Source organism: Corynebacterium nuruki S6-4, assembly GCF_007970465.1.
Lineage (GTDB): Bacteria > Actinomycetota > Actinomycetes > Mycobacteriales > Mycobacteriaceae > Corynebacterium > Corynebacterium nuruki.
In genome coordinates this window covers 203,045-226,458 of record NZ_CP042429.1, presented here as the reverse complement: position 1 = coordinate 226,458, position 23,414 = coordinate 203,045, and the positions used below count along the sequence as shown (strand labels likewise).

The window sequence follows — 23,414 nt, the reverse complement described above, 5'->3', positions numbered from 1 at the left end:
TGTGAGACGGGGTATCTCACACGGTGACTAAAGTTTTTCCGACTAGAGCTTCGCCGGGTACATCGCCTTGGGGCCGCGGCTCACCGCGGTCAGGCTGGACTCGACGAGCTCCCGGATGCCGAACGGCTCCAGGACGTCGAGCAGAGCCTGCAGCTTCGAGGGGGTACCGGTCGCCTCGATGACGAGGGACTCGGGTCCGACGTCCACGACGTGGGCACGGAACAGGTTGGCCGCCTCGACGACCTGGGTCCGGTTGGCGTTGTCCGCGCTGACCTTCACGAGCATGAGCTCGCGGGACACGATCGAGTCCGGGGCGTGCCGGCTGACCTTGATCACCGGGATCAGCTTGTTGAGCTGCTTGGTGATCTGCTCGATGACGTGGTCCTCGCCCTCCACCTGGATGGTGAAGCGGTTGACGCCCTCGACCTCGGTGCGTCCCGAGGAGATCGAGATGATGTTGAAGGCACGGCGCGTGAACATCCCGGTGATCCGGGAGGCGATACCGGACACGTCCTCGCACAGCACGCTGAGGGTGTGGATCTGCGACATGGTTACTGCTCACCTTCCTCGGCGACCTCGGCGACGTTGTCGGGCTCGAACAACGGCGCGAGGCTCTTGACGTACTGGATCTCGTCGTTGGACGCCCCGGCGGCGATCATCGGCCACACCTGGGCGTCCTCACCGACGATGAAGTCGATGACGACCGGGCGGTCGTTGATCTCCCGGGCCTTGGCGATCGCGTCGGCGACGTCCTCCTTGCGGGTCACCCGGATCGCGGCGCAGCCCATGGACTCGGCGAGCCCGACGAAGTCCGGCAGGTACTTGTCCCCCGGCTTCAGGTTCGTGTTGGAGTAGTGCCCGTCGAAGAACAGGGTCTGCCACTGGCGGACCATGCCCAGGTTGCCGTTGTTGATCAGGGCGACCTTGATCGGCAGGCCCTCGATGGCGCAGGTGACGAGTTCCTGGTTGGTCATCTGGAAGCAGCCGTCACCGTCGACGGCCCAGACCTCGCGGTCCGGCGCCGCGGCCTTGGCACCCATGGCCGCGGGGATGGCGTAGCCCATCGTGCCGAGGCCACCGGAGTTCAGCCAGGTGCGCGGCTTCTCGAAGTTGAGGAACTGGGCGGCCCACATCTGGTGCTGGCCGACGCCGGCGACGTAGATCCCGTCGGGGCCCACGGCCTCGGCGAGCTGCTCGAGCACGTACTGCGGGGCGGTCTTGCCGTCCTCCGGCTCGTCGTAGCCGGCCGGGAAGTCCTCACCGAGCTTGCGCAGGTAGGTGCGCCACTCGGCGATGTCCGGGACGGGCAGCTGCAGGTCGCCCATGGCCCGGGTCAGGGCGGAGAGCACCTCGCGGGCGTCCCCGACGATCGGCACCTGGGCCTCACGGATCTTGCCGATCTCGGCGGGGTCGATGTCTGCGTGGATGACCGCGGCGTCCGGCGCGAAGGAGTTGACGTCACCGGTGACGCGGTCGTCGAAGCGGGCACCGACGGCGAGGATGAGGTCGGCCTTCTGCAGGGCGGCGACGGCCGGGACCGTGCCGTGCATGCCGGGCATGCCGAGGAACTGCGGGTGGGACTCGGGGAAGGAACCCAGCGCCATGAGGGTGGTGGTCACCGGGATACCGGTCTGCTCGGCGAAGTCGAGCAGTTCCGCGGAGGCGTTGGACTTGATCACGCCACCGCCGGCGTAGACGACGGGGTGCTTCGCGGCACTGAGCATCCGTGCCGCCTCCTCGATCTGGCGGGAGTGCGGCGCGGTGACCGGGTGGTACCCGGGCAGGCGGTAGCTCGGCGGCCAGACGAAGTCGAGTTCGGCGTTCTGGACGTCCTTGGGGATGTCGACGAGCACGGCACCGGGACGCCCGGTGGTGGCGACGTGGAAGGCCTCCGCGATGGCGGCGGGGATGTCCTCGGCGCGGGTCACCATGAAGCTGTGCTTGGTGACGGGCATCGTGATACCCCGGATGTCGGCCTCCTGGAAGCCGTCGGTGCCCAGCAGCTGGGTGCCGACCTGCCCGGTGATGGCGACGACCGGGACCGAGTCCATGTTGGCGTCCGCCAGCGGGGTGACGAGGTTCGTCGCCCCGGGGCCGGAGGTGGCGATGCACACGCCGACGCCGCCGGTGACCTGGGCGTAACCGGTGGCTGCATGGCCGGCGCCCTGCTCGTGGCGGACGAGGATGTGGTTGAGCTTCTCCGACCCGTAGATCGCGTCGTAGAGCGGGAGTACCGCTCCGCCCGGAAGTCCGAAGACGACGTCGGTGCCGAGTTCCTCCAGGGACCGGACGACGGCCTGGGCGCCGTTGATGCGCTCGGGGCGTCGGCCACGACCGGTGGCGGCGACAGTAGCGGGACTGGGGCGTGAGCGTGAAGTGTCGTTCACAGTCCGTGCGCTCCTTTACGGGTTCGTGAGTTGTGGGTCTGACAGGTCCTGACATGACTGACGCCCCGCGACCCCGTGCCAGTTGCACGGGGCGGGGGCGCCAGAAGTTTCCGCGACATGGTCCGCAGGGGCTCTAGCGCCCGGCGGATACGAGAAGTCGGAAGTTTGTCATGGCGGTCAGCGTAGCGGACCGACCCCCGTCGGTCAACGCTGTGGCCACAATTTTCCCACCCGCTGATACCCCCAGTCTCATTCTGTGATCGAGTTTCGGGCCGTCACCGGGACCGTCACCGGGGACGCCGCCGGGCCATTCTCCGGTGATCCCGGTCACGCCAGGAAGTCCCAACAATTGTGCACTACGGTCGGCACCATGGATGTGAAGTTCGTGCTCATTGCGTTGTGGGACTGGATCGTCGTCCACGGTCTGACCCTCGCCGCCCTCATCATCGTCGGGATCCTCATCCCCCGGGTCGCCCGCCTGCTCCTGCGGGTCGCCACCAACCGGCTCATGAAGGATGACGAGGGCAGGAAATCCTGGACCGCCCTCATCGGCGCCGGGGTGTACCTGCTGGAGGTGCTCGGTTACTTCATCATCGTCTACGCCGCACTGAAGAACCTCGGCGTCTCCACCGTCGGCGCGGCGGTCCCGGCCACCGTGGTCTCCGCCGCCGTCGGTTTCGGCGCCCAGAAGGTCATCGGGGACTTCCTCGCCGGGTTCTTCATCATCTCCGAGCACCAGTACGGCGTCGGGGACACGGTCTCCTTCGACGGCACCAGTGACCAGGTCATGGGCAAGGTCGTGCGCCTCACGCTGCGCGCGACCCAGATCCGCACCGGCAAGGGCGAACTCATCACCGTGCCGAACAGCCAGGCCAGTGTGACGATCAACTATTCGCAGCACTGGTCGCGCGCCGTGGTGGACATCGAGGTACCGATGCGTGACGGGGACACGATGTCCTCGCTGTCCGAGACCGTCCACGAGGCCGCGGAGGACGCCATCGAGGCCGCCGGCATCAAGGACGAGATCCTCGGTGAGATCGATGTCCTGCCCGCCATGAGCATCACCGCCCCCACCGCCGCCGGACTGCCGTGGACGGTCGGCATGGAGGTCACCGTCGACGTCAACCCAGCCACCCAGTGGATGGTCCAGCGCACCATCCGGTCGGCGGTCATCACCGCGTTCTGGGACCGGTTCCAGGCCCCGGGCCGGGCCGTCGACCGGGAGGACACCCCCACCCAGGAGTGGCCGCCGATCACCCCGGAACAGATCGTCGCGGCGTCCGGCGGAACGGACCAGGACACCCGGCAGGACGCCACCCCGACCGCCGGCCCCGGCACCGGGAACCCCGCGACGTCGGAAAACCCCGCAGCTCCCGGAGATGCCGACGCCGACAGTGGCAGTGAACCCGTCGACACCTCGGCCGAGCCGGTCACCGACAGCACCGACGAGCTGATCGAGGACGTCACCGAACACGGGGTGTGGCGGCACGAGACGCACCGGTCCCGCGCCAAGCGGATCTTCAGTGTCGGCGGCCGCGTCCGACCCTCGACCACCGTGCTGTTCATCGTCCTCGCCGTGCTGGGGGTCATCGGACTGTTCTCCGCCACCCCCTCCGGCGGCGACGCCGGCTGGCTCGCCCCGTCCCGCCTGCGCAACGACGCACCGGCGGTCACCGCACCCGCCACCACCGCCCCGGGCACCGCGGGCACCGGCACCCCGGCGCCCACGAGTCAGGAACAGGCCACCCCGACCGGGGACTCCGGGCAGACGACCGGGACCGGCACCGCCGACCGTGACGGGCAGGCCCGGCAGAGTACGTCGAATTCGGGCACCGACCACGGCACCGGCGACGGCACGACCGACACCACCGGCACCGGGAACTCCGACTACGGCACCGGTACCGGCACCTCCGGGGACACCGGGAACTCCGGGAACTCCGGGGAGATCGGCGGCCAGGCCGACAACGGCGGTGGCGGCACCGGCGGTACCGGACAGGCGAACCCGCAGTCCGACCCTCAGTCCCAGTCCCTGGGGCGGAGCACCGGGGCCGGGGACGGCGTCCCGATTGCTCCGCAGGGTGGTCAGACTGGTTAGATGGGGCACCATGAGTTCACCGGATTCCACGGACACTTCCCCGGACGCCGCTCCGGACCGGAATTCCACCTACCGGACCGGCCCTGACCGCGGAAACCTCGTTCCCGCCCTGCTGATGCTCGGGCTCAGCCTCATCGGCATCGCCTACACCCCCTTCCTCGTCTGGCTGCCGCTCCTCCCGATCCTGTTCATCGTGTACATCCTGCGGTGCCGGACCATCGTGGACGCCACGGGCATCAGTGCCCGCTACATGCTGCGTGCCGGGAGGTCGTTGGTGTGGGACGAGTTCAAGGCGCTACGATTCACCCGTGGAGGAAAAGCCCTCGCCGTCCGGACCGACGGGACGTCGTTCCCGCTGCCCGGTGTGAGTTTCAACTCGCTGGTGACCCTGGCCGAGGTGACCGGGGGCAGAATTCCCGACCCGGTGACCCCGGGCATCACCGCCTCCGATGACAAGGTGAAGGTGGTCAACCGGGACAGCGGCGACACCGTCCTCATGGACAAGGACGACTACGACGAGTACGAGGCCCGTCGCCGCACCGCCACGCTGGCCCGCGAGGAACTCCGGCGCCGGGAAGAAGAGCAGCGGCCGCGCACGTAGCGGCAGAGTCAGCGGACACACCGGGTTCGGGGTGACTTCCCCGCCGACCACACACCACAACTGCATGACTCACGTATGACGGGCCGCGAGACGGCCCGCTGAGAGGACGACCACGACCATGAACAAGATCCCGTTCCGGTCCTCGGTGACCACCCAGGGGCGCAACGCCTCCGGTGCCCGCGCCCTGTGGCGCGCCACCGGCATGACCGACGAGGATTTCGAGAAGCCGATCATCGCGATCGCCAACTCGTACACCCAGTTCGTCCCCGGCCACGTGCACCTCAAGAACGTCGGCGACATCGTCGCCGAAGCCGTCCATGAGGCCGGCGGCATCGCCCGCGAGTTCAACACGATCGCCGTCGACGACGGGATCGCGATGGGTCACTCCGGCATGCTCTACTCCCTGCCGAGCCGCGAGATCATCTCCGACTCGGTCGAGTACATGGTCAACGCGCACAAGGCGGACGCCATCGTCTGCATCTCCAACTGCGACAAGATCACCCCCGGCATGCTCAACGCCGCCATGCGGCTCAACATCCCGGTGGTCTTCGTCTCCGGCGGTCCGATGGAGGCCGGTAAGGCTGTCGTCGTCGACGGCGTCGCCCACGCCCCGACCGACCTCATCTCGACGATGTCCGCCTCCGCCAACGACCAGGTCACCCAGCAGGGTCTGCTGACCGTCGAGCAGGCCGCCTGCCCGACCTGCGGTTCCTGCTCCGGCATGTTCACCGCGAACTCGATGAACTGCCTGACCGAGGCCCTCGGCCTGTCGCTGCCGGGCAACGGTTCGACCCTGGCCACCCACGAGAAGCGTCGCGCCCTGTTCTCCGAGGCCGGCCGGCTCATCGTCGACATGTGCCGCCGTTACTACGGCGAGGGTGACGATTCGGTCCTGCCGCGCAACGTCGCCACGAAGAACGCCTTCCGCAACGCCATGGCCCTCGACATGGCCATGGGCGGTTCCACCAACACGGTGCTGCACATCCTCGCCGCCGCCCAGGAGGGTGGCGTGGACTTCGACCTGCAGGACATCGACGACCTGTCCAGGTTCGTCCCCTGCCTGTCGAAGGTCGCCCCGAACTCCGACTACCACATGGAGGACGTCCACCGCGCCGGCGGCATCCCCCGCATCCTCGGTGAGCTGTGGCGCGGCGGCAAGCTCGAGGAGGACGTGCACACCGTCCACTCCGCCTCCCTGGCCGAGTGGCTGGAGGCATGGGACATCTCGGCGGAGCACCCGTCGCAGCAGGCCCTCGACCTGTACCACGCCGCCCCCGGCGGAGTGCGCACCACGGTCCCGTTCTCCACGGACAACGTGTGGGACGAGCTGGACACCGACCCGGAGAACGGCTGCATCCACTCGGTGGAGAACGCCATCACCTCCGACGGTGGTCTGGTCATCCTGCGCGGCAACCTCTCCCCCGACGGTGCGGTGATCAAGTCCGCCGGCATCGACGAGTCCCTGTGGCACTTCTCCGGCCCGGCGCTGGTCGTCGAGTCCCAGGAGGAGGCGGTGGACGTCATCCTCAAGAAGAAGATCAAGGCCGGCGACGTCCTGGTCATCCGCTACGAGGGTCCGTCGGGTGGTCCGGGCATGCAGGAGATGCTGCACCCGACCTCCTTCCTCAAGGGGTCCGGCCTCGGCAAGAAGTGCGCCCTGGTCACCGACGGCCGGTTCTCCGGCGGATCGTCGGGCATCTCCGTCGGCCACGTCTCCCCCGAGGCCGCCGACGGCGGGCTCATCGGTCTCATCGAGAACGGTGACACGGTCACCATCGACGTCCACAACCGCAGCCTGACCCTCGACCTCCCCGATGAGGAGATCGAGCGTCGGCGGGTGGCGATGAACGCCTCCGAGCGTCCGTGGAAGCCGGACCACCGGCAGCGCAAGGTCACCAAGGCGCTGCGCGCGTACGCCAGCATGGCGTCCAGCGCCGACAAGGGTGCGGTCCGTATCGTCCCCGAGGACTGATCCCCGCTTTCCCGCCTCGGCCGGACGGCCCGGTCACCGTGACACGGTGGCCGGGCCGTCCGGTTTTTCACACCTCCACCCGGTCCCACGATGTGATACCCGCAGGTCAGAGAGTCGCCCGATGAGCGTCCCCGACCGCGCAGGTGTGAAAAACCGGGGTGTGGGGAGGCGGGGGGAGGCGGACCAGCCTCCACCACCTCAGAACGTCCCCGGGTACGCCCCACCGTCGAGCAGCAGGTTCTGCCCGGTGATGTACCCGGCCTGTGCCGAGCACAGGTACGCGCACGCCGCACCGAACTCCGCCGGATCCCCGAAGCGCCCGGCCGGGATCCCGGTCGGCTCGGGCGGCGTCCCGCCGTTGGTCTGCAGGATCCGGGCGGTCGCGAAACGGCCCGGCAGCAGATTGTTCAGCGTCACCCCGTGCGCCGCCAGCTGCGGCTGCCGCGCCACCCCGGCGACGAACCCGGTCAACCCGGACCGCGCCCCGTTCGACAGGCCCAGGTTCGCGATCGGTGCCTTCACCGATCCCGAGGTGATGTTCACCACCCGGCCGAAGCCGCGGGCCGCCATGTCGTCCACGGTCCCCCGGATCAGTTCCACCGCGGTGAGCATGTTGGACTGCAGGGCCGCCAGCCATTCCGACTCACCCCAGTCCCGGAAGTCCCCCGGCGGCGGGCTGCCGGCGTTGTTGACGAGGATGTCGACCTGCGGGGCGGCGTCCAGCAGCATGCCGCGCACGGCGGGTGAGGTGACGTCCCCGGCGACCTCCCGGACCTCCACACCGTGGCCGCGCAACCGTTCGGCGGCCTGCGCGAGGGTGTCCGAACTCCGCGCGTTGACGACGAGGTTCACCCCCTCGCCGGCCAGCGCCTCGGCGCATCCGAATCCGAGTCCTCTGCTCGAGGCGCACACCAGCGCCCACCGTCCTGCGATACCGAAGTCCATGGCGCCCACCGTACCGCCTAGACTGGGCGGCCATGGCTGGCAACATCACCGTCCACGATGCGCACCTGCGCAATCTCCGCCACGTCGACGTGGAGCTGCCCCGCGACCGGCTGGTCGCGGTGACCGGTGTCTCCGGGTCCGGGAAGTCCTCACTGGCCTTCGGCACGATCCACGGTGAGGCACAGCGCCGCTACCTCGAGTCCGTCGCTCCCTTCGCCCGCCGGCTCATCGCGGGCGCGGTCGACCCGCAGGTCGCCCGGATCGACGGCCTGCCCCCGACCGTCGCCCTGGAACAGAACCGGACGGCCGGTGGGGCGCGGTCGACGGTCGGCACGTTCTCCACCGTGTCGAATTCGGTGCGGCTGCTGTTCTCCCGCTGCGGCGACTACCCGGCCGACCTGCGGGAGACGGCGGGACGCCTCGACTCGGACTGCTTCTCCCCCAACACCGCCGCGGGCATGTGCCCGACCTGCCAGGGCACCGGGACCGTCCACGCCCCCACCGAGGAATCGATGGTGCCGGACCCGTCCCTGTCGATCGACGACGGCGCGGTCGCCGCCTGGCCGGGCGCGTGGCTGGGCAAGAACTTCCACGACATCCTGGTCACCCTCGGGTACCGCACCGACGTGCCGTGGCGGGACCTGCCGCGGGCCGACCGGGACTGGATCCTGTTCACGGAGGAGCGTCCGGTGGTGACGGTGCATCCGGAGCGCGGGCCGGACCAGGCGCACGGCACCTACCGGGGCACCTGGCGTTCGGTGGCGGTGTACCTGCGCGAGTCGCTGGCGTCCACGTCCTCGGAGAAGACGCGGGCACGGGTGCTGTCGTTCATGACGGATTCGACCTGTCCGGCCTGCGGCGGGCGGCGGCTGATCCCCGGGGCCCTGCGCGTCACGTACCGCGGTCTCACCGTCGACCGCCTCAACGCGCTGCCGCTGGACCGGCTGCTGGCGTTACTCGACGGGGATGACGGCTCCGGTACCACCGGGCAGGACGCCGCCGCCGAGGCCGAGCGTCTGCTGCTCGACCAGGTGGTGCCCACGCTCACCGCGGCGGTGGATCTCGGTCTCGGTCATCTCAGCCTCGACCGCCCGGCGACCACCCTGTCCGCCGGGGAACTGCAACGGCTGCGGCTGGCCTCCCAGCTTCACTCCGGCCTGTTCGGTGTGGTGTACGTCCTCGATGAGCCGACGGCGGGACTGCATCCGACCGAGCGGGCGGCGGTCCGCGGCCTGATGGACCGGTTCCTCGCCGCCGGGAACAGCGTCCTGCTCGTGGAGCACGACATGGATCTGGTGGCGGGGGCGGACTGGGTGGTCGATGTCGGCCCCGGTGCCGGCGAACTCGGCGGTGAGGTGCTGTGGTCCGGGCCGGTCGCCGGGCTCACCGGGCAGGACACCCCCACCGGCCGCGCCCTGGCAGCACCGTTCCCCCGCCTGCGCGACGGTGCGGAGGCGGCGTCCGGTCCGCTGCGGGTGCGCAGTACCGAGCGCACGCTCGACGTGGATCTCGGCCTCGGTCTCGGCCAGTTCACCGCGGTCACCGGGGTCTCCGGTGCGGGGAAGTCCACGCTGGTCTCCCGGGTGCTGCCCGAGGTGCTCGGTCAGGAGGGACTGCGCACCAACCTCATCACCCAGCAGCCCATCGGACGCACCCCGCGGTCGACGCTGGCGACCTACACCGGACTGTTCGACCATGTCCGCCGGCTCTTCGCCGCCACACCGGAGGCGGGCCGGCGGGGCTGGACGGTCTCCCGGTTCTCCTACAACGTCACCCAGGGCCGCTGCCCGACCTGCCACGGTGAGGGCAAGATCGAGGTCGAGCTGGTGTTCCTGCCCGGCAGCTACACGACCTGCCCGGACTGCCACGGGGCCCGCTACAACCCGGAGACTCTCGAGGTGACCTGGCACGGGTACACCGTCGCCGACATCCTCGACCTGACGGTCGCCGAGGCCCGGGAGGTGTTCGCCGGTGAACCGCCGGTCGCCGGTGCCCTGGCGGCGCTGCACGCGGTGGGGCTGGACTATCTGCGGCTGGGTCAGGGCGCCCCGGAGCTCTCCGGTGGGGAGGCGCAGCGCATCAAGCTGGCCACCGAGCTGCAGCGGTCCACCCGCACCCGGCGCCGCACCCCGACCGTGCACCTGCTCGACGAGCCGACGACCGGGCTCCACCCGGCGGATGTCGACCTGCTGGTCACCGAGCTCCGGCGGCTGGTCGCCGACGGGGACACGGTGGTCGTGGTGGAACACGACCTGCGGGTCGTCGCCGGTGCCGACCGGGTCATCGACCTGGGGCCGGGTGCGGGGGCCGCGGGTGGCCGGGTGGTGGCCGACGGCACACCGGCACAGGTGGCGGCGTCCGGGACGGCGACCGGTCGGGCGCTGGCGGAGGCCGCGGGGACAGGTCCGGCCTGAGTCAGTCGAGGCCCACCGCGGCGGCGGCGTGGACCGCGTCGGTGAGTGCCCCGAGGGTGTCCGATTCGAGCCGCCAGCGCTGCCAGTACAGCGGCACCTCCCCCACCTCGTCGCCGAGCCGCACCATCGTCCCGGCCCGGACATACGGGTCCGCGGCACTGACCGGGACCACCGTCCAGCCGAGGCCGGCGACGACCGCGTCATTGAGCCCCTCGAAACTCGGGATGCGGGACACCCGCCGGTCCGCGGACCCGGTGAGGCCGCGCCCGGCGAGGACGTCGTCGGTCATCCGGTCGTAGGACCCGATGATGAGCACCGGGAGCCGGTCCAGCCCCACCTGCCCCGGCCCGTCGCCGAGGGTCGCCGCCAGCTCCGGGGAGCCCACCGGCCAGTAGCGCATCACCCCGAGTTCCTCGGACACGCAGCCGGGGACAGGATCGGCTTCGGCGGTGACCACGCCCATGACGTCGCCGCGGCGCAGCATCTCCAGGGAGTGCTGTTCGTCCTCGACCTGCAGCTGCAGACCGATGCCGCCGTGGGCGGCGACGCTGCGCAGCACGGGCCGGAACCAGGTCCCCAGCGAGTCCGCGTTGATGCCGACGGTCACCGGCCGTTCACTGACCCGGTGGTGGAGGCGGTCGTCGGTCTCGGTCTCCAGCAGCCGCATCCGGCGGGCGGCCTGGACGAGTACCTCGCCGGCGTCGGTGACGCCGACCGGGGTCGTGCGGCGGACGACGACCCGGCCGACGTCGGATTCGAGGGCCTTGATCCGCTGGCTCACCGCCGAGGGACTCACGCCGAGCCGGGCGGCGGCGGCCTCGAAACTCCCCTCATCGACGACGAGCAGCAGAGTATCCAGGTGACGTGCAATCATGAAGCTGATCTTACGCGAGTCCAGATATGCTTGTTTGCCTTCACTACCGGTGGGTTCCTAGGCTTCCGGTCGTGTTCACCGAATCCCTCCACATCGCACTCGCCGGACTCTTCTTCCAGCTGACGGTCATCGTCGGCGTCGGTCCGCAGAATATCGTCCTGCTCCGGCAGGGCGTGCGACGCTGGGGCGTGGGTCTGGTCGTCGCGGTGTGCACCCTCGGCGACCTGATCCTGCTGCCGGTGGGCACCGCCGGCGTCAGCGTGGTCGTGGAACGGATGCCGGTGCTGCTCGAGATCCTGCGCTGGGGTGGTGTGGCGTACCTGCTGTGGTTCGCCTCGACCTGCCTGCGCGATGTCCGGCACCCCACCCCCATCGACACCTCCGGCGCCGCCCCCGGTCAGGACGCCGGTCAGGACGCCGTCCCGGCCGTCTCCGGTGACACCGACCTGCCTACTGGCGGGACGGGCGTCGGCGGCACCGGTGGCACGGCGGTCGCGACACTGCCGGCCCGCACGTCCGTCCGGTCCCGGGCGGTGACCCGGCTCCCCGCCCTCGCCGCCCTGCCCACCGCCCTGGCCGTGACCTTCCTCAACCCCGCGGCCTACGTCGACGGGATGGTCGTGTTCGGTTCGATGGCCAACCAGTACGACGACGCCGGGAAGTGGGTCTTCACCACCGGCGCACTCGTGGCCTCCACGCTGTTCTTCATCTGCATCGGCTACGGTGCGCGGCTGCTCAGCCGGCCGTTGTCGAGTGTGAGGGTCTGGCGCTGGATCAACCTCGGCATCGGGGTGCTCATGATCGGCATGGCTGCGCGCCTGGCGATGATGGGCTGAGTCCCCCGCTCCAGCTTCCCCGGCACTCCCCGAGTTCGTCACCGAATTCACCGCGGTCGGGCCACGGCGTCCGGATTCGGTGACGAACTCAGGGAGCTCAGGGAGCTCAGGGAGCTCAGGGAGCTCAGGGAGCTCGCGCACGGAGCTCAGGAAGCTCAGTGCACGCGACGGGCCCGCCGGCACCCGGTCAGAAGGGGTTGCCGCCACCGACGAGGATCCACAGCGCCGCGGCGCCGGCGAGGCCGATGACCGCCCACAGCCAGGCGGAGGCGCGCGGACGGGTCGCCCAGCCGCGGCTGCCGTCGACCGCGTAGCGGCCGGGTCCGGTGAACACGAGCACCAGCCCGAGCACCGCGAGGAACGCCCAGGCCTGGGCGTTGGCGTCCAGCTGGTAGGGCCAGTACTCGGCCCCGGAGCCCGAGAGGTAGTGCAGGGCCATGAAGCTCGCGGAGACCAGTGCCACCGCACCGCCCACCGGAGTCAGCAGTCCGAGGAGCAGGAGGACGCCGCCGACGAGTTCCGCGACGGGCAGGGCGATCGCGAGGACCTGGGCCCCGTCGTAGCTGCCGAGGACCTGTTCGAGGGAGTCGATCCCCGGGTCGCCACCGAAGGCGAATAGGGTCTGCACGCCCCGCAGTCCCAGCAGCACGCCGGCCACCAGGCGGAGAATGAGCAGGCCCAGGTCGAGTGTGCCGCGCCGTGTCGACGCCGCCTCGTCGGCGGCCGCCCGGTCAGCCTCCTCGGCCTCCTGCTGAGGGACCGGCACCGCACCGTAGGTCTCGTCGTAGCCGTCGTAGCCGTCACCGGCTGCGGCAGCCGCACCGGCCGCCCCGACTGCACCGGCGGCACCGGCGGCACCGGCGGGAGCGAAGACACGGGTCTCGTTGTCCCCGTCGTCGGCCGCGACGTCCTGGCTCCCGGCGCTGCCGTCGGCCTGCACGTAGCCGCCGTTCTCGTCGAACGGCGACTCGTAGACCGGGCCCGGGTCGGTGTAGGCCGCAGGGGTTCCCGCGAATGCGGTGGTGGCGGTCTCGTCCGCCGTCACGGCTGCTGCACCGTCGGCAGCATCGGCGCTCTCGGGCAGCCGGTACCCGTCGTCGGCCTGTCCCCCGTCGCCGGTGGCGAAGACCTCGGTCGGGGCGGCGTCCTCACCCTCGTTCCCGGCCTCGTCCTCCGCCGGGTCGGCTGCGGCCGGTCCACCGGCGCCGGACGCCGCGGGGGCGATCTTCTGCGGGCGGGCCCGACCGACGACGTCGTAGATGTCCCGGCTCACGCGACTGGTCGGGGCAGTCCCGGCCGCCCCGTCACCTGCCCCGGCGGCCCCGTCACCGGCGGCGTCGTCGGCCTCACGCTGCTCCACGGCGTCCGGTACGTCGATACCCTCAGGGGCATCGGGGACGTCGGGGACGTCGAAGTCCTCGATATCGGAGACGTCGTCGAGGTCCCCGACCCTGTCGTCGAGCCTGTCACGCTTCCTGCTCATGGCATCCACCTTCCGGTCCCGGGTGCACTGTTCACGCCGTCCAGCCTAGGCTAGGCGGCACGCTGATCCGCGCAGGCGCCGCACCTCGCGCATGTCGCGACGACGCCCGGGACCGCGGAGGACAGGAACGACAGAAACGACGGCAGGAGTTCATCATGGGGTATGTCGAGGCGGGCGGGTACGACCGCGACATGAGTTACATCGACGACCGGGTGGTGGCGGACCCGACCGGGGACCGCCGGTGGCCCGTCGCCGCGGGCCGGTACCGGCTGGTCGGGTCGCGGGCCTGCCCCTGGGCCCACCGGGCGATCATCACCCGCCGGCTGACCGGACTCGACGCCGGGCCGGAGGAGACCGGCCCGGCGCCGTTGTCGCTGGGGCTGTGCGGTCCGACGCACGACTGGAAGTCGTGGACCTTCGACCTCGACCCGGATTCGGTGGATCCCGTCCTCGGGGTGGGACGGCTGCGGGACTGTTACCTGCACCGCTACGCCGACTATCCGAAGGGCATCACGGTCCCCGCCCTCGTCGAGATCGGCTCGAAGGCGGTCGTGACCAACGATTTCCGCACCATGGTCACCGATCTCGCCACCGAATGGGCCCCGCTGCACCGTCCCGGCGCCCCGGACCTCTACCCCGCCGGGCTGCAGGCGGAGATCGACGCAATGGCGGACGTCAACTTCCGGACGGTGAACAACGGGGTGTACCGCTGCGGCTTCGCCGGCGACCAGGCGTCCTACGAGGAGGCGTTCGCGGCACTGTTCAGCCGGCTCGACGAGCTCGAGGAGCATCTGGCCGACCGCCGCTACCTCGTCGGTGACCATCTGACGTTGGCCGACGTGTACCTGTTCGCCACACTGGTGCGCTTCGACCACGTCTACCACGGTCATTTCAAGTGCAACCGGAACCGGATCGCCGAGATGCCGAACCTGTGGGGCTATCTGCGGGACCTGTTCCAGACCCCGGGTTTCGGCGACACGGTGAACCTCGACCAGATCAAGCAGCACTACTACCGGGTGCACACCGACATCAACCCCACCGGGGTGGTCGCGGTGGGCCCGGATCCGGCGGCGTTCTACACCCCGCACGACCGGGACCGGCTCGGCGGGACGCCCTTCCACAACGCCGCCGGAGATGCGACCGCCCCGGCCGCACCGCGTCCGGAGGATGTCCGGGACGGTGACGAGACCGGGGCGTTCGTCTGAGGTTCCGCCGGTGGCGGGAGAAGCGGTCCGCTGCGGGCCGTTACAGTGCCGCGCTGATCGCCTCGACGGACTGCTTGGCGTCGCCGAGCAGCATGTCGGAGTTCTCGTTGAAGAACAGCGGGTTCTGCACGCCGGCGTAACCGGCGCCCATGGAGCGCTTGAACACGATGACGCGTCCGGCCTCCCACACCTTGAGCACGGGCATGCCCGCGATGGGCGAACCCGGCTCCTCGGCGATGGGGTTGACCGTGTCGTTGGCGCCGATGACGAGGACGACGTCCACGTCGGCGAAGTCATCGTTGACCTCGTCCATCTCCAGGACGATGTCGTAGGGGACCTTCGCCTCGGCGAGCAGCACGTTCATGTGTCCGGGGAGGCGGCCAGCGACCGGGTGGATACCGAAGGTCACGTCCACACCCTTGTCCCGGAGCTTGCGCACCAGGTCGGCGACCGGGTACTGCGCCTGGGCGACGGCCATGCCGTAGCCGGGGGTGATCATGACGGACTTCGCGTTCTTCAGGATCTCCGCGGTCTCCTCGGCGGTGACCTCGGTGTGGGACCCGTAGTCCCGGTCGTCGGCGGAGGCGGCCTCGGTGCCGAAGCCGCCGAGGATGACCGAGATGAACGACCGGTTCATCGCCTTGCACATGATGTAGGACAGGTAGGCACCGGAGGAGCCGACCAGTGCACCGGTGATGATGAGCAGCGGGTTGGCGAGCATGAAGCCCGCGGCGGCCGCGGCCCAGCCGGAGTAGGAGTTCAGCATCGACACGACGACCGGCATGTCACCGCCGCCGATCGCGGCGACGAGGTGCAGGCCGAGAGCCAGGGCGAGGACGATCATCACGGCGAGGATGATCCAGGCCACCGGCCGGTTGTCCGCCGCCTCGGTACCGGTGAGGATGAAGAAGACCATGCCCACCACGGAGACCACGATGATGCCGAGGTTCAGCAGGTTGCGGCCCGGCAGGGTCAACGGGGCACCCTTGATCCGGCCGGAGAGCTTGAGGAAGGCGATGATGGAGCCGGTGAAGGTCACCGCACCGATGAAGATGCCGAGGTAGACCTCGCCGAGGTGGAACTTCTCATAGCCGGCCTCGGTGGCGTGCTCGGAGTGGATGAAGGAGTTCACGCCGATGAGCACGGCGGCCAGACCCACGAAGCAGTGGAGCATGGCGATGAGCTCGGGCATGCCGGTCATCTCGACCTTGCGGGCCCGGGCGATGCCGACGACGGCACCGATGAGCATGGCGACGGCGACGAGCAGGACGGTGACCCAGGCGCTGTTGTAGTTCTCCGGGTCGGCGTGGGACTGCACCGCGGCCTTGAAGACGGTCGCCACCAGGGCGATGGTCATGCCGGCGATGCCGAAGGTGTTGCCGCGCGAGGCGGACTGCTGCTTGGACAGCCCGGCGAGCGCCAGGATGAACAGCAGGGCGGCCACGAGGTAGGCCAGCGTCGAGATGCGGTCGGTCCAGTCCAGGAGGTCCTGGGAGACGTCCGGGTCGGTGACCTCGGCGGCGAGGGTGAGGGTGTTCATCAGTTACCTCCCTGGAACATGGCGAGCATGCGTCGGGTGACGGCGAAGCCGCCGAAGATGTTGATCGAGGCGATGACGATCGCGATGAACGCGAGCACGGCGATCGCGACGTTCGAGGACCCGACCTGGAGCACCGCACCGACGAGGATGATGCCGGAGATGGCGTTGGTCTCACTCATCAGCGGCGTGTGCAGGGAGTGCGTCACCGCGGTGATGACGTAGAAGCCGACGACGACGGCGAGCATGAGGATCATGTAGTTCGTCGTCACCGACAGCGGGCTGGCGAGCACGAGGGCCACACCGAGCACCCCGGCGACGATCTTCCACCACAGTCCGGAGGAGGACTTCTCCTCCTCCGGGGCGGACGCCGCGGCGTCCTGCGCGGGGGCGGCGGCCGGGGCCGGGGCGGCGGAGACCTTCACCGGCGGCGGGGGCCACAGGATGTCGGTACCGGACGCCGTGGCGTGGGTGACGGTGATGCCGCGGACGATCTCGTCGTCGAAGTCCAGGACGGGCGTACCGTCCTTGGCCGGGGTGAGCAGCTTGAACAGGTTGACCACGTTCTGGCCGTAGAGCTGCGAGGACTGCGCGGGCAGCCGGCCGGCGAGGTCGGTGTAGCCGATGATCGTCACACCGTTGTCGGTGGTGGTGACCTCCCCGGCGACGGTGAGCTCGCAGTTGCCGCCGTTGGCGGCGGCCATGTCGACGATGACGGAGCCGGGCTTCATCGCCGCGACATCGGCGGCGGTGAGCAGCACCGGGGAGGTGCGGCCCGGGATGTTCGCGGTGGTGATGACGATGTCGGCGGCGGCGGACTGCTCGGCGTAGAGCTTCGCGGCGGCGGTCGCCTGGTCGTCGGTCATCTCCTTGGCGTAGCCGTCGTCGGATTTCTCGGCGGCGGTCGGGATGGCGACGAACTCGGCGCCCATCGACTCGACCTGCTCGGCGGTCTCCGGGCGGAGGTCGGTGGCCTTGACGATCGCGCCCATGGAGCTGGCGGTGCCGATGGCGGCCAGCCCGGCCACGCCGGCGCCGATCACGTACACGGTGGCCGGCGGAACCTTGCCGGCGGCGGTGACCTGACCGGTGAACAGCCGGCCGAAGGCGTTGGCCGCCTCGATGACGGCGCGGTAGCCGCCGACGTTGGCCTGGGAGCTGAGCACGTCCATGGCCTGTGCGCGGCTGATGCGCGGGACGGTGTCCATCGCCAGCGCGGTGATGTTCCTCGCTGCGAGGTCGGCGACCAGGTCGTCGTTGCGGCCCGGGGCGAGCCGGGAGACGAGCATGGCCTGCGGCTTCATCGCAGCCAGCTGGGCGGCGTCGGGGGTGTCCAGGGTGGTGATGATGTCGGCGGTCGACCAGACGTCGTCGCCGACGACCGTGGCCCCGGCGGCCTCGTACTGACTGTCCGGGTGGTCCGCGCGGTCGCCGGCGCCGGACTGGACCTCGACGTCGTAGCCGAGCTTGATGAGTTTGCCGACCGTGTCGGGGGTGGCGGCAACCAGTGTCTGTGGTTCCCGCGGGATACCGATGAGCAACGTAGGGCTCCTCTGGTGGGCGGCCGTGGCGCGCGGGGCGGACGCACCGGAGGCTTCGGGTGGGTGGCTCCGGCGGGTCCCCGAGCGTGACGGCTCGTCAATGCGGTCACGTCTGTAAACGTCGTGTTAATTATGCAGATAGACCCATATTGGAACAACGGTTACGGGAAAATCGCCCCGAACTTTCCCCGGCCCCACCCCCGGGAAACCCCCCGGACAGACCTCTCCCCGCCCACGGCCCGGGGCGACCCGGACAGCGGACGGGGAGATGACGGAGAGGTGGTACGGAGGTGGCGGGGATGTGACGCCGGCCGGTCAGCCCAGCTTCGTGGCGATGAGCTTGTTGACCTGGCCCGGATCCGCCTTGCCGCGGGTGGCCTTCATGACCGCGCCGACGATCGCACCGGTGACCTTCTTGTTGCCGGCCCGGTACTTCTCGACGATGTCCGGGTTCGCGGCGAGCGCCTCGTCGACGGCCTTCTCGATGGCACCGTCGTCACGGACGACCTCGAGGCCGCGGGCGGCGACGACCTCGTCGACGTCACCCTCCCCGGCGAGCACACCGTCGACGGCCTTGCGGGCGAGCTTGTTGGTCAGCTTGCCCTCCTTGATCAGCGCGACCACGCGGGCGACCTGGGCCGGCGTGATGGCCAGGCCCTCCAGGTCCGTCCCCGCCTCGTTGGCCTTCTGGGACAGGTAGGCGACCCACCAGCTGCGTGCCTCGGCCGGGGTGGTCCCGGCCTCGACGGTGGCGATGATCAGCTCGAGGGCACCGGCGTTGACGAGGTCACGCATCTCCTCGTCCTTGAGGCCCCACTCCTCCTGGATGCGGGCGCGGCGGATCCACGGCATCTCCGGCAGGGTCTTCCGGATCTCCTCGACCCACTCGGCGGGGGCGAGCACCGGCGGCAGGTCCGGGTCGTTGAAGTAGCGGTAGTCCGCCATCGTCTCCTTCGGCCGGCCCTTGGCCGTGGTGCCGTCGGCCTCCTGGTAGTGACGGGTCTCCTGGACGATCTCCACCCCGTTGACCAGGCAGGCGGCCTGCCGCTGCATCTCGAAGCGGACGGCCTGCTCGACCGACTTCAGCGAGTTGATGTTCTTCGACTCGGTGCGGGTGCCGAACTCCGTGGTGCCGACCGGACGCAGCGAGAGGTTCGAGTCCACGCGCATCGACCCCTGGTCCATCCGGACGTCGGAGACGCCGAGTGCCTTGACCAGCTCACGCAGCGCGGTGACGTAGGCACGGGCGACCTCGGGGGCGCGGGCACCGGCACCCTCGATCGGCTTGGTGACGATCTCGATGAGCGGGATTCCGGCACGGTTGGCGTCCACCAGGGACGCCGTGGCGCCACGGATACGGCCGCCGGCACCACCGAGGTGGGTCAGCTTGGCCGTGTCCTCCTCCATGTGTGCGCGCTCGATCTCGACCCGCCACGGCGTCCCGTCGTCGAGGACGATGTCGAGGTAGCCGTCGTGGGCGATGGGCTCGTCGTACTGCGAGATCTGGTAGTTCTTCGGCTGGTCCGGGTAGAAGTAGTTCTTCCGGGCGAAGCGGGAGTAGGGGGCGATCTCGCAGTTCAGCGCGAGGCCGATCTTGATGGCCCATTCCACACCCTGCCGGTTCACCACCGGCAGCGCGCCCGGCAGGCCGAGGCACACCGGGTCGACGTTGCTGTTCGGGTCGTCGCCGAACTCGGCGGACGAGGTCGAGAACATCTTCGACTTCGTCAGCAGCTCGACGTGGACCTCCATACCCATCACCGGGTCGAAGCGCTCGAGCACCTCGTCGAAGTCCATCACATCATCGGAGTAGTCGTTCACCGCGGCAGTCATGGTCCCCTACTCTAGTTGCTCCGCGCCCGCCGGTTGTCGACAGCCCGGCACAGCATCGCGAACAGTGCGCCGGAGACGTTGTGCCACACCGAGAAAATGGCCCCCGGCAGCGCCGACAGCGGCTCCATGTACTGTGCGGCAAGCCCCGCGGCCAGCCCAGAGTTCTGCATCCCGACCTCCACGGCCATCGTCCGGCACGCCGGTTCCGGCTGCCGGAAGAGCTTCCCGGCGCCGAAGCCGAAGCCCAGCCCGAGCAGGTTGTGGAGGACCACGGCGGCCAGGACGCTGATCCCGGCGTCCAGGATCTTGTCGTGCGCCCCGGAGATGACCAGGGCGACGACGACGGCGATGGCCAGGACGGACACCCACGGCAGGACCGGCAGGATCTTCTCCACGATCCGCGGCACGAAGATGTGCGCGAGCAGACCCACGAGCACCGGCAGCAGCACCACCTTGACGATGTCGAGTGCCATGTCTCCGGCCTCCAGCGGCATGTACTCACCGGCGAGCCAGAGGGTGAGCAGCGGGGTCATCACCGGGGCGATGAGGGTGGAGATCGAGGACATCGCCACCGACAGTGCCAGGTCACCGCGGGCGAGGAAGGCGACGACGTTGGACGCCGTGCCCGAGGGTGCGCAGCCGACGAGGATGACGCCGGCGGCGACCGCGTCCGGAAGCCGCAGGACCCACACGACCAGCAGGGCGGCCAGCGGCATGATGACGTAGTGGGCGACGACGCCGATGAGGACCGGCAGCGGCCGCTTGACGACGAGGACGAAGTCGGCGGGACGCAGTGTCAGCCCCATCCCGAACATGATCACGCCGAGCAGTGGATTGACCCAGTCACTGTGTCCGGCGATCGACCCGTGGCCGATGAAGCCGACGAGACCGCCGATGATGACGAGGAGGGGGAAGCCGAGGGTGGCGATGTAGGCACTGCGGTCGGCGGACTGCTGCGGTTCGGCGGCCGGCGCAGCACTCCGGTCGGCGTCCGGGGTGGAATTCGGGGAGGACATGTCGGGAAGCGGTCTTTCACGTCAGGAAAATGTCGACGCGTGCGGCCGTCCCGGGTTCGGGACGAAAGGCGCACCGTGGTCGACGGAGGGGACGGGCGTGCGGTGAGCGTCACATTACGACCGGCCGGGGCGTCCCGGTCCCCCGCCCCGGTTTTTCACACCTCCGCCGCGCGAACGGTCTTCTCCGCACGTCCCTGACCTGCACGTCTCTCATCGTGGGACGCCCTGCAGGTGTGAAAAACCGGATGGCACGGCCCGTCCCCGTCCCGCCTCACCCCGTCTCAGCTACTCAACCGCTCCCGGCACAACGCCACCCCGTCGTGCAGCACCCGACCCAGCTCCACCGGATCGGTGAGGTGCCCGTAGGTCAGCCGGAGGGTGTGCCACCCCAGATTCGCCAGACCGGTGTTGACCCTCGCATCCCGGTCACGCCGCTCCTTTGCGAGGTGCCCCTCCCCGTCGTACTGCAGGGCCAGCTTCAGGCCGGGATGCCCCAGATCCACCCGGGCGACCACCGGCGACGCCGCATCTGTCCGGGGAACACCGTGCACCGGGTCAGACACTCCCCCGTCACGGTGGATGACCAGCTGGGGCACCAGCTCCCGCCCGGTCTGCCCCAGCAGATCGACGACAAGCAGCCGGAGCACCGTCTCCATCGGCGATTCCGCCCCACGGTCGCACGACCGGACAAGCCGCTGCAGCGTCGGACTGTCGAACAGGAACCTGCCCGCCGCCGGGAGTTCCACCGGGTCGACACCGAACGTGCCGCAGAAACTGTCGATCAGCTGCACCGCCGCGACCTCCTGGCGCGGCGTCCCCGCGACAGGTGGGGTGTACCAGTCGTGGGTGCCACGCCAGAGCATCCGCAGGGCCTGCAACAGCGCCTGCACCGGCGGGACCACCGCCATGTCGCGGACCACGGGGTCAGGCCGGAACGTCGCGACGGTGGCCTGCACCCCCTGCCGACGCACCCGCGTCACCTCCTCCGGTCCGGACGCCACGACAGGTCGCCCGCCCGAGAGCACACACGTGTCGGCGTCCGCACACAAGTAGGGCAGACCCCAGACATGCAGCGCACTCCATGCCGCGGCGGCGCGGTCCCGGTGCCCGAGCAACGCGATGCGGATCCGGGTGAGCGGGTCAAGGTCGTAACTGATCCCCCGCGGATGACCGCGCGCCCCGAGAGCGACGGGGCGGGGTTCCCGGACCGCCGCACGGGGAACCAGCAGACCGTTGTGGATGATGTAGCGGTCCGGGATTCCGGCGTTGTCCCCCGGCGGCAGCGGAAGCGGTGCCGGCAGATCCGACAGTGCGTTCGGCCGCACCCAGGCATCCCGGATCCGCCTGTCGAGTTCCCCGCCGTAGTACGGCACTGTCCCCACCCCTGTTGTCCTGACTGCTGTCCCCGGCCGTTCTCCCGGCTGTCGCCCGGCCGACGGTCCCCGGCATCCTCCCCCGCCGGGCCACTGCGCACCCACCGTAGTGCGCCTTCGCCCGTGCCGGCACCCCCGCCGGTTTTTCACACCTGCGCCGCGGTCCCCGTCGAACTCACAACGATCTGACCTGCACGTCTCTTATCGTGGGACGCCATGGAAGTGTGAAAAACCGGTTGTACAGCCAGCGGGTCGCTCAGCCCAGCAGGGCCAGCGCACTCTCCCACCGCAGATCCGGGACCTGCTTCAGGGTCCCGACCGCCTCATCGAAGGTGACCAGTTCGATGTCCTCACCGTGCAGGGCGACGACCTTCCCGAAGTCCCCGCGCAGCGCCGCCTTCGTCGCATGCACCCCGTAGCGGGTGGCGAGCACCCGGTCGAAGGCGGTCGGCGTCCCGCCGCGCTGGATGTGCCCGAGCACTGTCGACCGGACGTCGGTATCCAACCGGTTCTCGATCTCCCGGGCGATGACGGACCCGATGTCGTCGAACTTCTGGTGGCCGAACTGGTCGACCTCCCGCTCCGGCATCTCCAGCGTCCCCTCCTCGGGCATCGCCCCCTCGGCGACGACGATGATCCCGTACTTCTCCCCCAGCTGGAACCGGCGGGCCATCCGCTTGCACACGCCTTCGATGTCGAAGGGGTGCTCGGGGATGAGGATGTCGTGGGCACCGCCGGCCATCCCGGCGTGCAGCGCGATCCAGCCGACGTGGCGTCCCATCACCTGGACGATCATCACCCGGTTGTGGGATTCGGCGGTGGTGTGGAGCCGGTCGATCGCGTCGGTGGCGACGGCGACCGCGGAATCGAAACCGAAGGTGTAGTCGGTGGCGTTGACGTCGTTGTCGATGGTCTTGGGCACCCCGACCACCGGCACCCCGTTGTCGTGGAGCCAGCGGGCGCCCTTGAGCGTCCCCTCCCCGCCGATGGCGATGAGCGCGTCGATGCCGGCGTCCGCGAGGTTCTCCTTGACCGTGTCGACGGCCGCGGTGAAGTCGGCGGTCTTCATCCGTCCGGTGCCCAGGACCGTGCCGCCGCGGGTGAGGATCCGGTCGATCTCCTCGTCGTCGTAGAGCTGCCGGCGCCGGTCCCCGACCAGGCCCTGCCAGCCGTCCTCGTAGCCGACGACGGTGGCCCCGGCCCCGGCCGCGGTGCGGACGACGCTCCGGATCACCGCATTGAGCCCGGGGCAGTCGCCGCCGCTGGTGAGAGTCGCGATACGCATGGCGCCCAGCGTACCGC

General features: G+C 69.9%; 17 protein-coding genes. 6 read left to right on the top strand and 11 right to left on the bottom strand.

Annotated elements, in window-relative coordinates:
• Nucleotides 1–42 precede the first annotated feature (42 nt).
• Together ilvN and FSW06_RS01030 are read right to left on the bottom strand one after the other, a co-directional pair.
• Entirely contained in the window at nt 43–549 is a 507-nt protein-coding gene (gene ilvN, locus FSW06_RS01035; RefSeq protein WP_010119154.1) for an acetolactate synthase small subunit, read from the bottom strand.
• 2 nt (nt 550–551) lie between these two features.
• Complete coding sequence (locus FSW06_RS01030) at nt 552–2,387, bottom strand: acetolactate synthase large subunit (RefSeq protein ID WP_010119155.1); 1,836 nt, start codon at nt 2,385–2,387, stop codon at nt 552–554.
• 370 nt (nt 2,388–2,757) lie between these two features.
• On the opposite strand from FSW06_RS01030, the gene FSW06_RS01025 reads away from it, so the two are divergent.
• The 3 genes from FSW06_RS01025 (at nt 2,758) to ilvD (ending at nt 7,055) form a co-directional block, all read left to right on the top strand.
• Complete coding sequence (locus FSW06_RS01025) at nt 2,758–4,482, top strand: mechanosensitive ion channel domain-containing protein (RefSeq protein WP_010119156.1); 1,725 nt, start codon at nt 2,758–2,760, stop codon at nt 4,480–4,482.
• 10 nt (nt 4,483–4,492) lie between these two features.
• Nucleotides 4,493–5,083: a PH domain-containing protein gene (locus FSW06_RS01020; RefSeq protein WP_010119157.1), complete on the top strand. Its 591-nt coding sequence runs from the start codon at nt 4,493–4,495 to the stop codon at nt 5,081–5,083.
• Between the two features lie 118 nt (nt 5,084–5,201).
• Complete coding sequence (gene ilvD / locus FSW06_RS01015) at nt 5,202–7,055, top strand: dihydroxy-acid dehydratase (protein WP_010119158.1); 1,854 nt, start codon at nt 5,202–5,204, stop codon at nt 7,053–7,055.
• 198 nt (nt 7,056–7,253) lie between these two features.
• Here the strand turns inward: ilvD and FSW06_RS01010 are convergent, their stop codons facing one another.
• On the bottom strand, nt 7,254–8,000 hold the full coding sequence (locus tag FSW06_RS01010; protein WP_010119160.1) for an SDR family oxidoreductase: 747 nt from the start codon (nt 7,998–8,000) through the stop codon (nt 7,254–7,256).
• A gap of 32 nt (nt 8,001–8,032) precedes the next feature.
• On the opposite strand from FSW06_RS01010, the gene FSW06_RS01005 reads away from it, so the two are divergent.
• Complete coding sequence (locus FSW06_RS01005; protein ID WP_146881282.1) at nt 8,033–10,414, top strand: ATP-binding cassette domain-containing protein; 2,382 nt, start codon at nt 8,033–8,035, stop codon at nt 10,412–10,414.
• A gap of 1 nt (nt 10,415) precedes the next feature.
• On the opposite strand, the gene FSW06_RS01000 is transcribed toward FSW06_RS01005, so the two are convergent.
• Nucleotides 10,416–11,288, bottom strand: a complete 873-nt coding sequence (locus tag FSW06_RS01000) for an ArgP/LysG family DNA-binding transcriptional regulator (protein WP_010119167.1) — start codon at nt 11,286–11,288, stop codon at nt 10,416–10,418.
• A gap of 71 nt (nt 11,289–11,359) precedes the next feature.
• Here FSW06_RS01000 and FSW06_RS00995 point away from each other — a divergent pair, with 71 nt between their 5' ends.
• Nucleotides 11,360–12,124, top strand: coding sequence for a LysE/ArgO family amino acid transporter (locus tag FSW06_RS00995; RefSeq protein ID WP_010119168.1), 765 nt, complete (start codon nt 11,360–11,362; stop codon nt 12,122–12,124).
• Between the two features lie 187 nt (nt 12,125–12,311).
• Here FSW06_RS00995 and FSW06_RS00990 read toward each other — a convergent pair whose 3' ends face one another.
• Nucleotides 12,312–13,607: a DoxX family membrane protein gene (locus tag FSW06_RS00990; protein WP_010119170.1), complete on the bottom strand. Its 1,296-nt coding sequence runs from the start codon at nt 13,605–13,607 to the stop codon at nt 12,312–12,314.
• A 155-nt stretch (nt 13,608–13,762) separates the two neighbouring features.
• On the opposite strand from FSW06_RS00990, the gene FSW06_RS00985 reads away from it, so the two are divergent.
• Entirely contained in the window at nt 13,763–14,812 is a 1,050-nt protein-coding gene (locus FSW06_RS00985; RefSeq protein WP_010119172.1) for a glutathione S-transferase family protein, read from the top strand.
• 40 nt (nt 14,813–14,852) lie between these two features.
• Here FSW06_RS00985 and pntB read toward each other — a convergent pair whose 3' ends face one another.
• The 6 genes from pntB to FSW06_RS00955 all read right to left on the bottom strand — a co-directional run bounded on the left by pntB (nt 14,853) and on the right by FSW06_RS00955 (nt 23,397).
• Complete coding sequence (gene pntB, locus FSW06_RS00980) at nt 14,853–16,352, bottom strand: Re/Si-specific NAD(P)(+) transhydrogenase subunit beta (protein ID WP_010119175.1); 1,500 nt, start codon at nt 16,350–16,352, stop codon at nt 14,853–14,855.
• Nucleotides 16,352–17,890, bottom strand: coding sequence for a Re/Si-specific NAD(P)(+) transhydrogenase subunit alpha (locus FSW06_RS00975; protein WP_010119178.1), 1,539 nt, complete (start codon nt 17,888–17,890; stop codon nt 16,352–16,354). The genes pntB and FSW06_RS00975 overlap by 1 nt, the downstream gene beginning before the upstream one ends.
• Before the next feature lie 315 nt (nt 17,891–18,205).
• Complete coding sequence (gatB, locus tag FSW06_RS00970; RefSeq protein ID WP_010119180.1) at nt 18,206–19,723, bottom strand: Asp-tRNA(Asn)/Glu-tRNA(Gln) amidotransferase subunit GatB; 1,518 nt, start codon at nt 19,721–19,723, stop codon at nt 18,206–18,208.
• Nucleotides 19,724–19,734: 11 nt separating this feature from the next.
• Nucleotides 19,735–20,739, bottom strand: a complete 1,005-nt coding sequence (locus FSW06_RS00965; protein ID WP_010119182.1) for a bile acid:sodium symporter family protein — start codon at nt 20,737–20,739, stop codon at nt 19,735–19,737.
• Between the two features lie 281 nt (nt 20,740–21,020).
• Nucleotides 21,021–22,121 carry a hypothetical protein gene (locus tag FSW06_RS00960; protein ID WP_029448986.1) on the bottom strand — a complete coding sequence of 367 codons (1,101 nt, stop codon included), beginning with the start codon at nt 22,119–22,121 and terminating at the stop codon, nt 21,021–21,023.
• Nucleotides 22,122–22,368: 247 nt separating this feature from the next.
• Entirely contained in the window at nt 22,369–23,397 is a 1,029-nt protein-coding gene (locus FSW06_RS00955) for an ATP-dependent 6-phosphofructokinase (RefSeq protein WP_010119185.1), read from the bottom strand.
• Nucleotides 23,398–23,414: the final 17 nt, after the last annotated feature.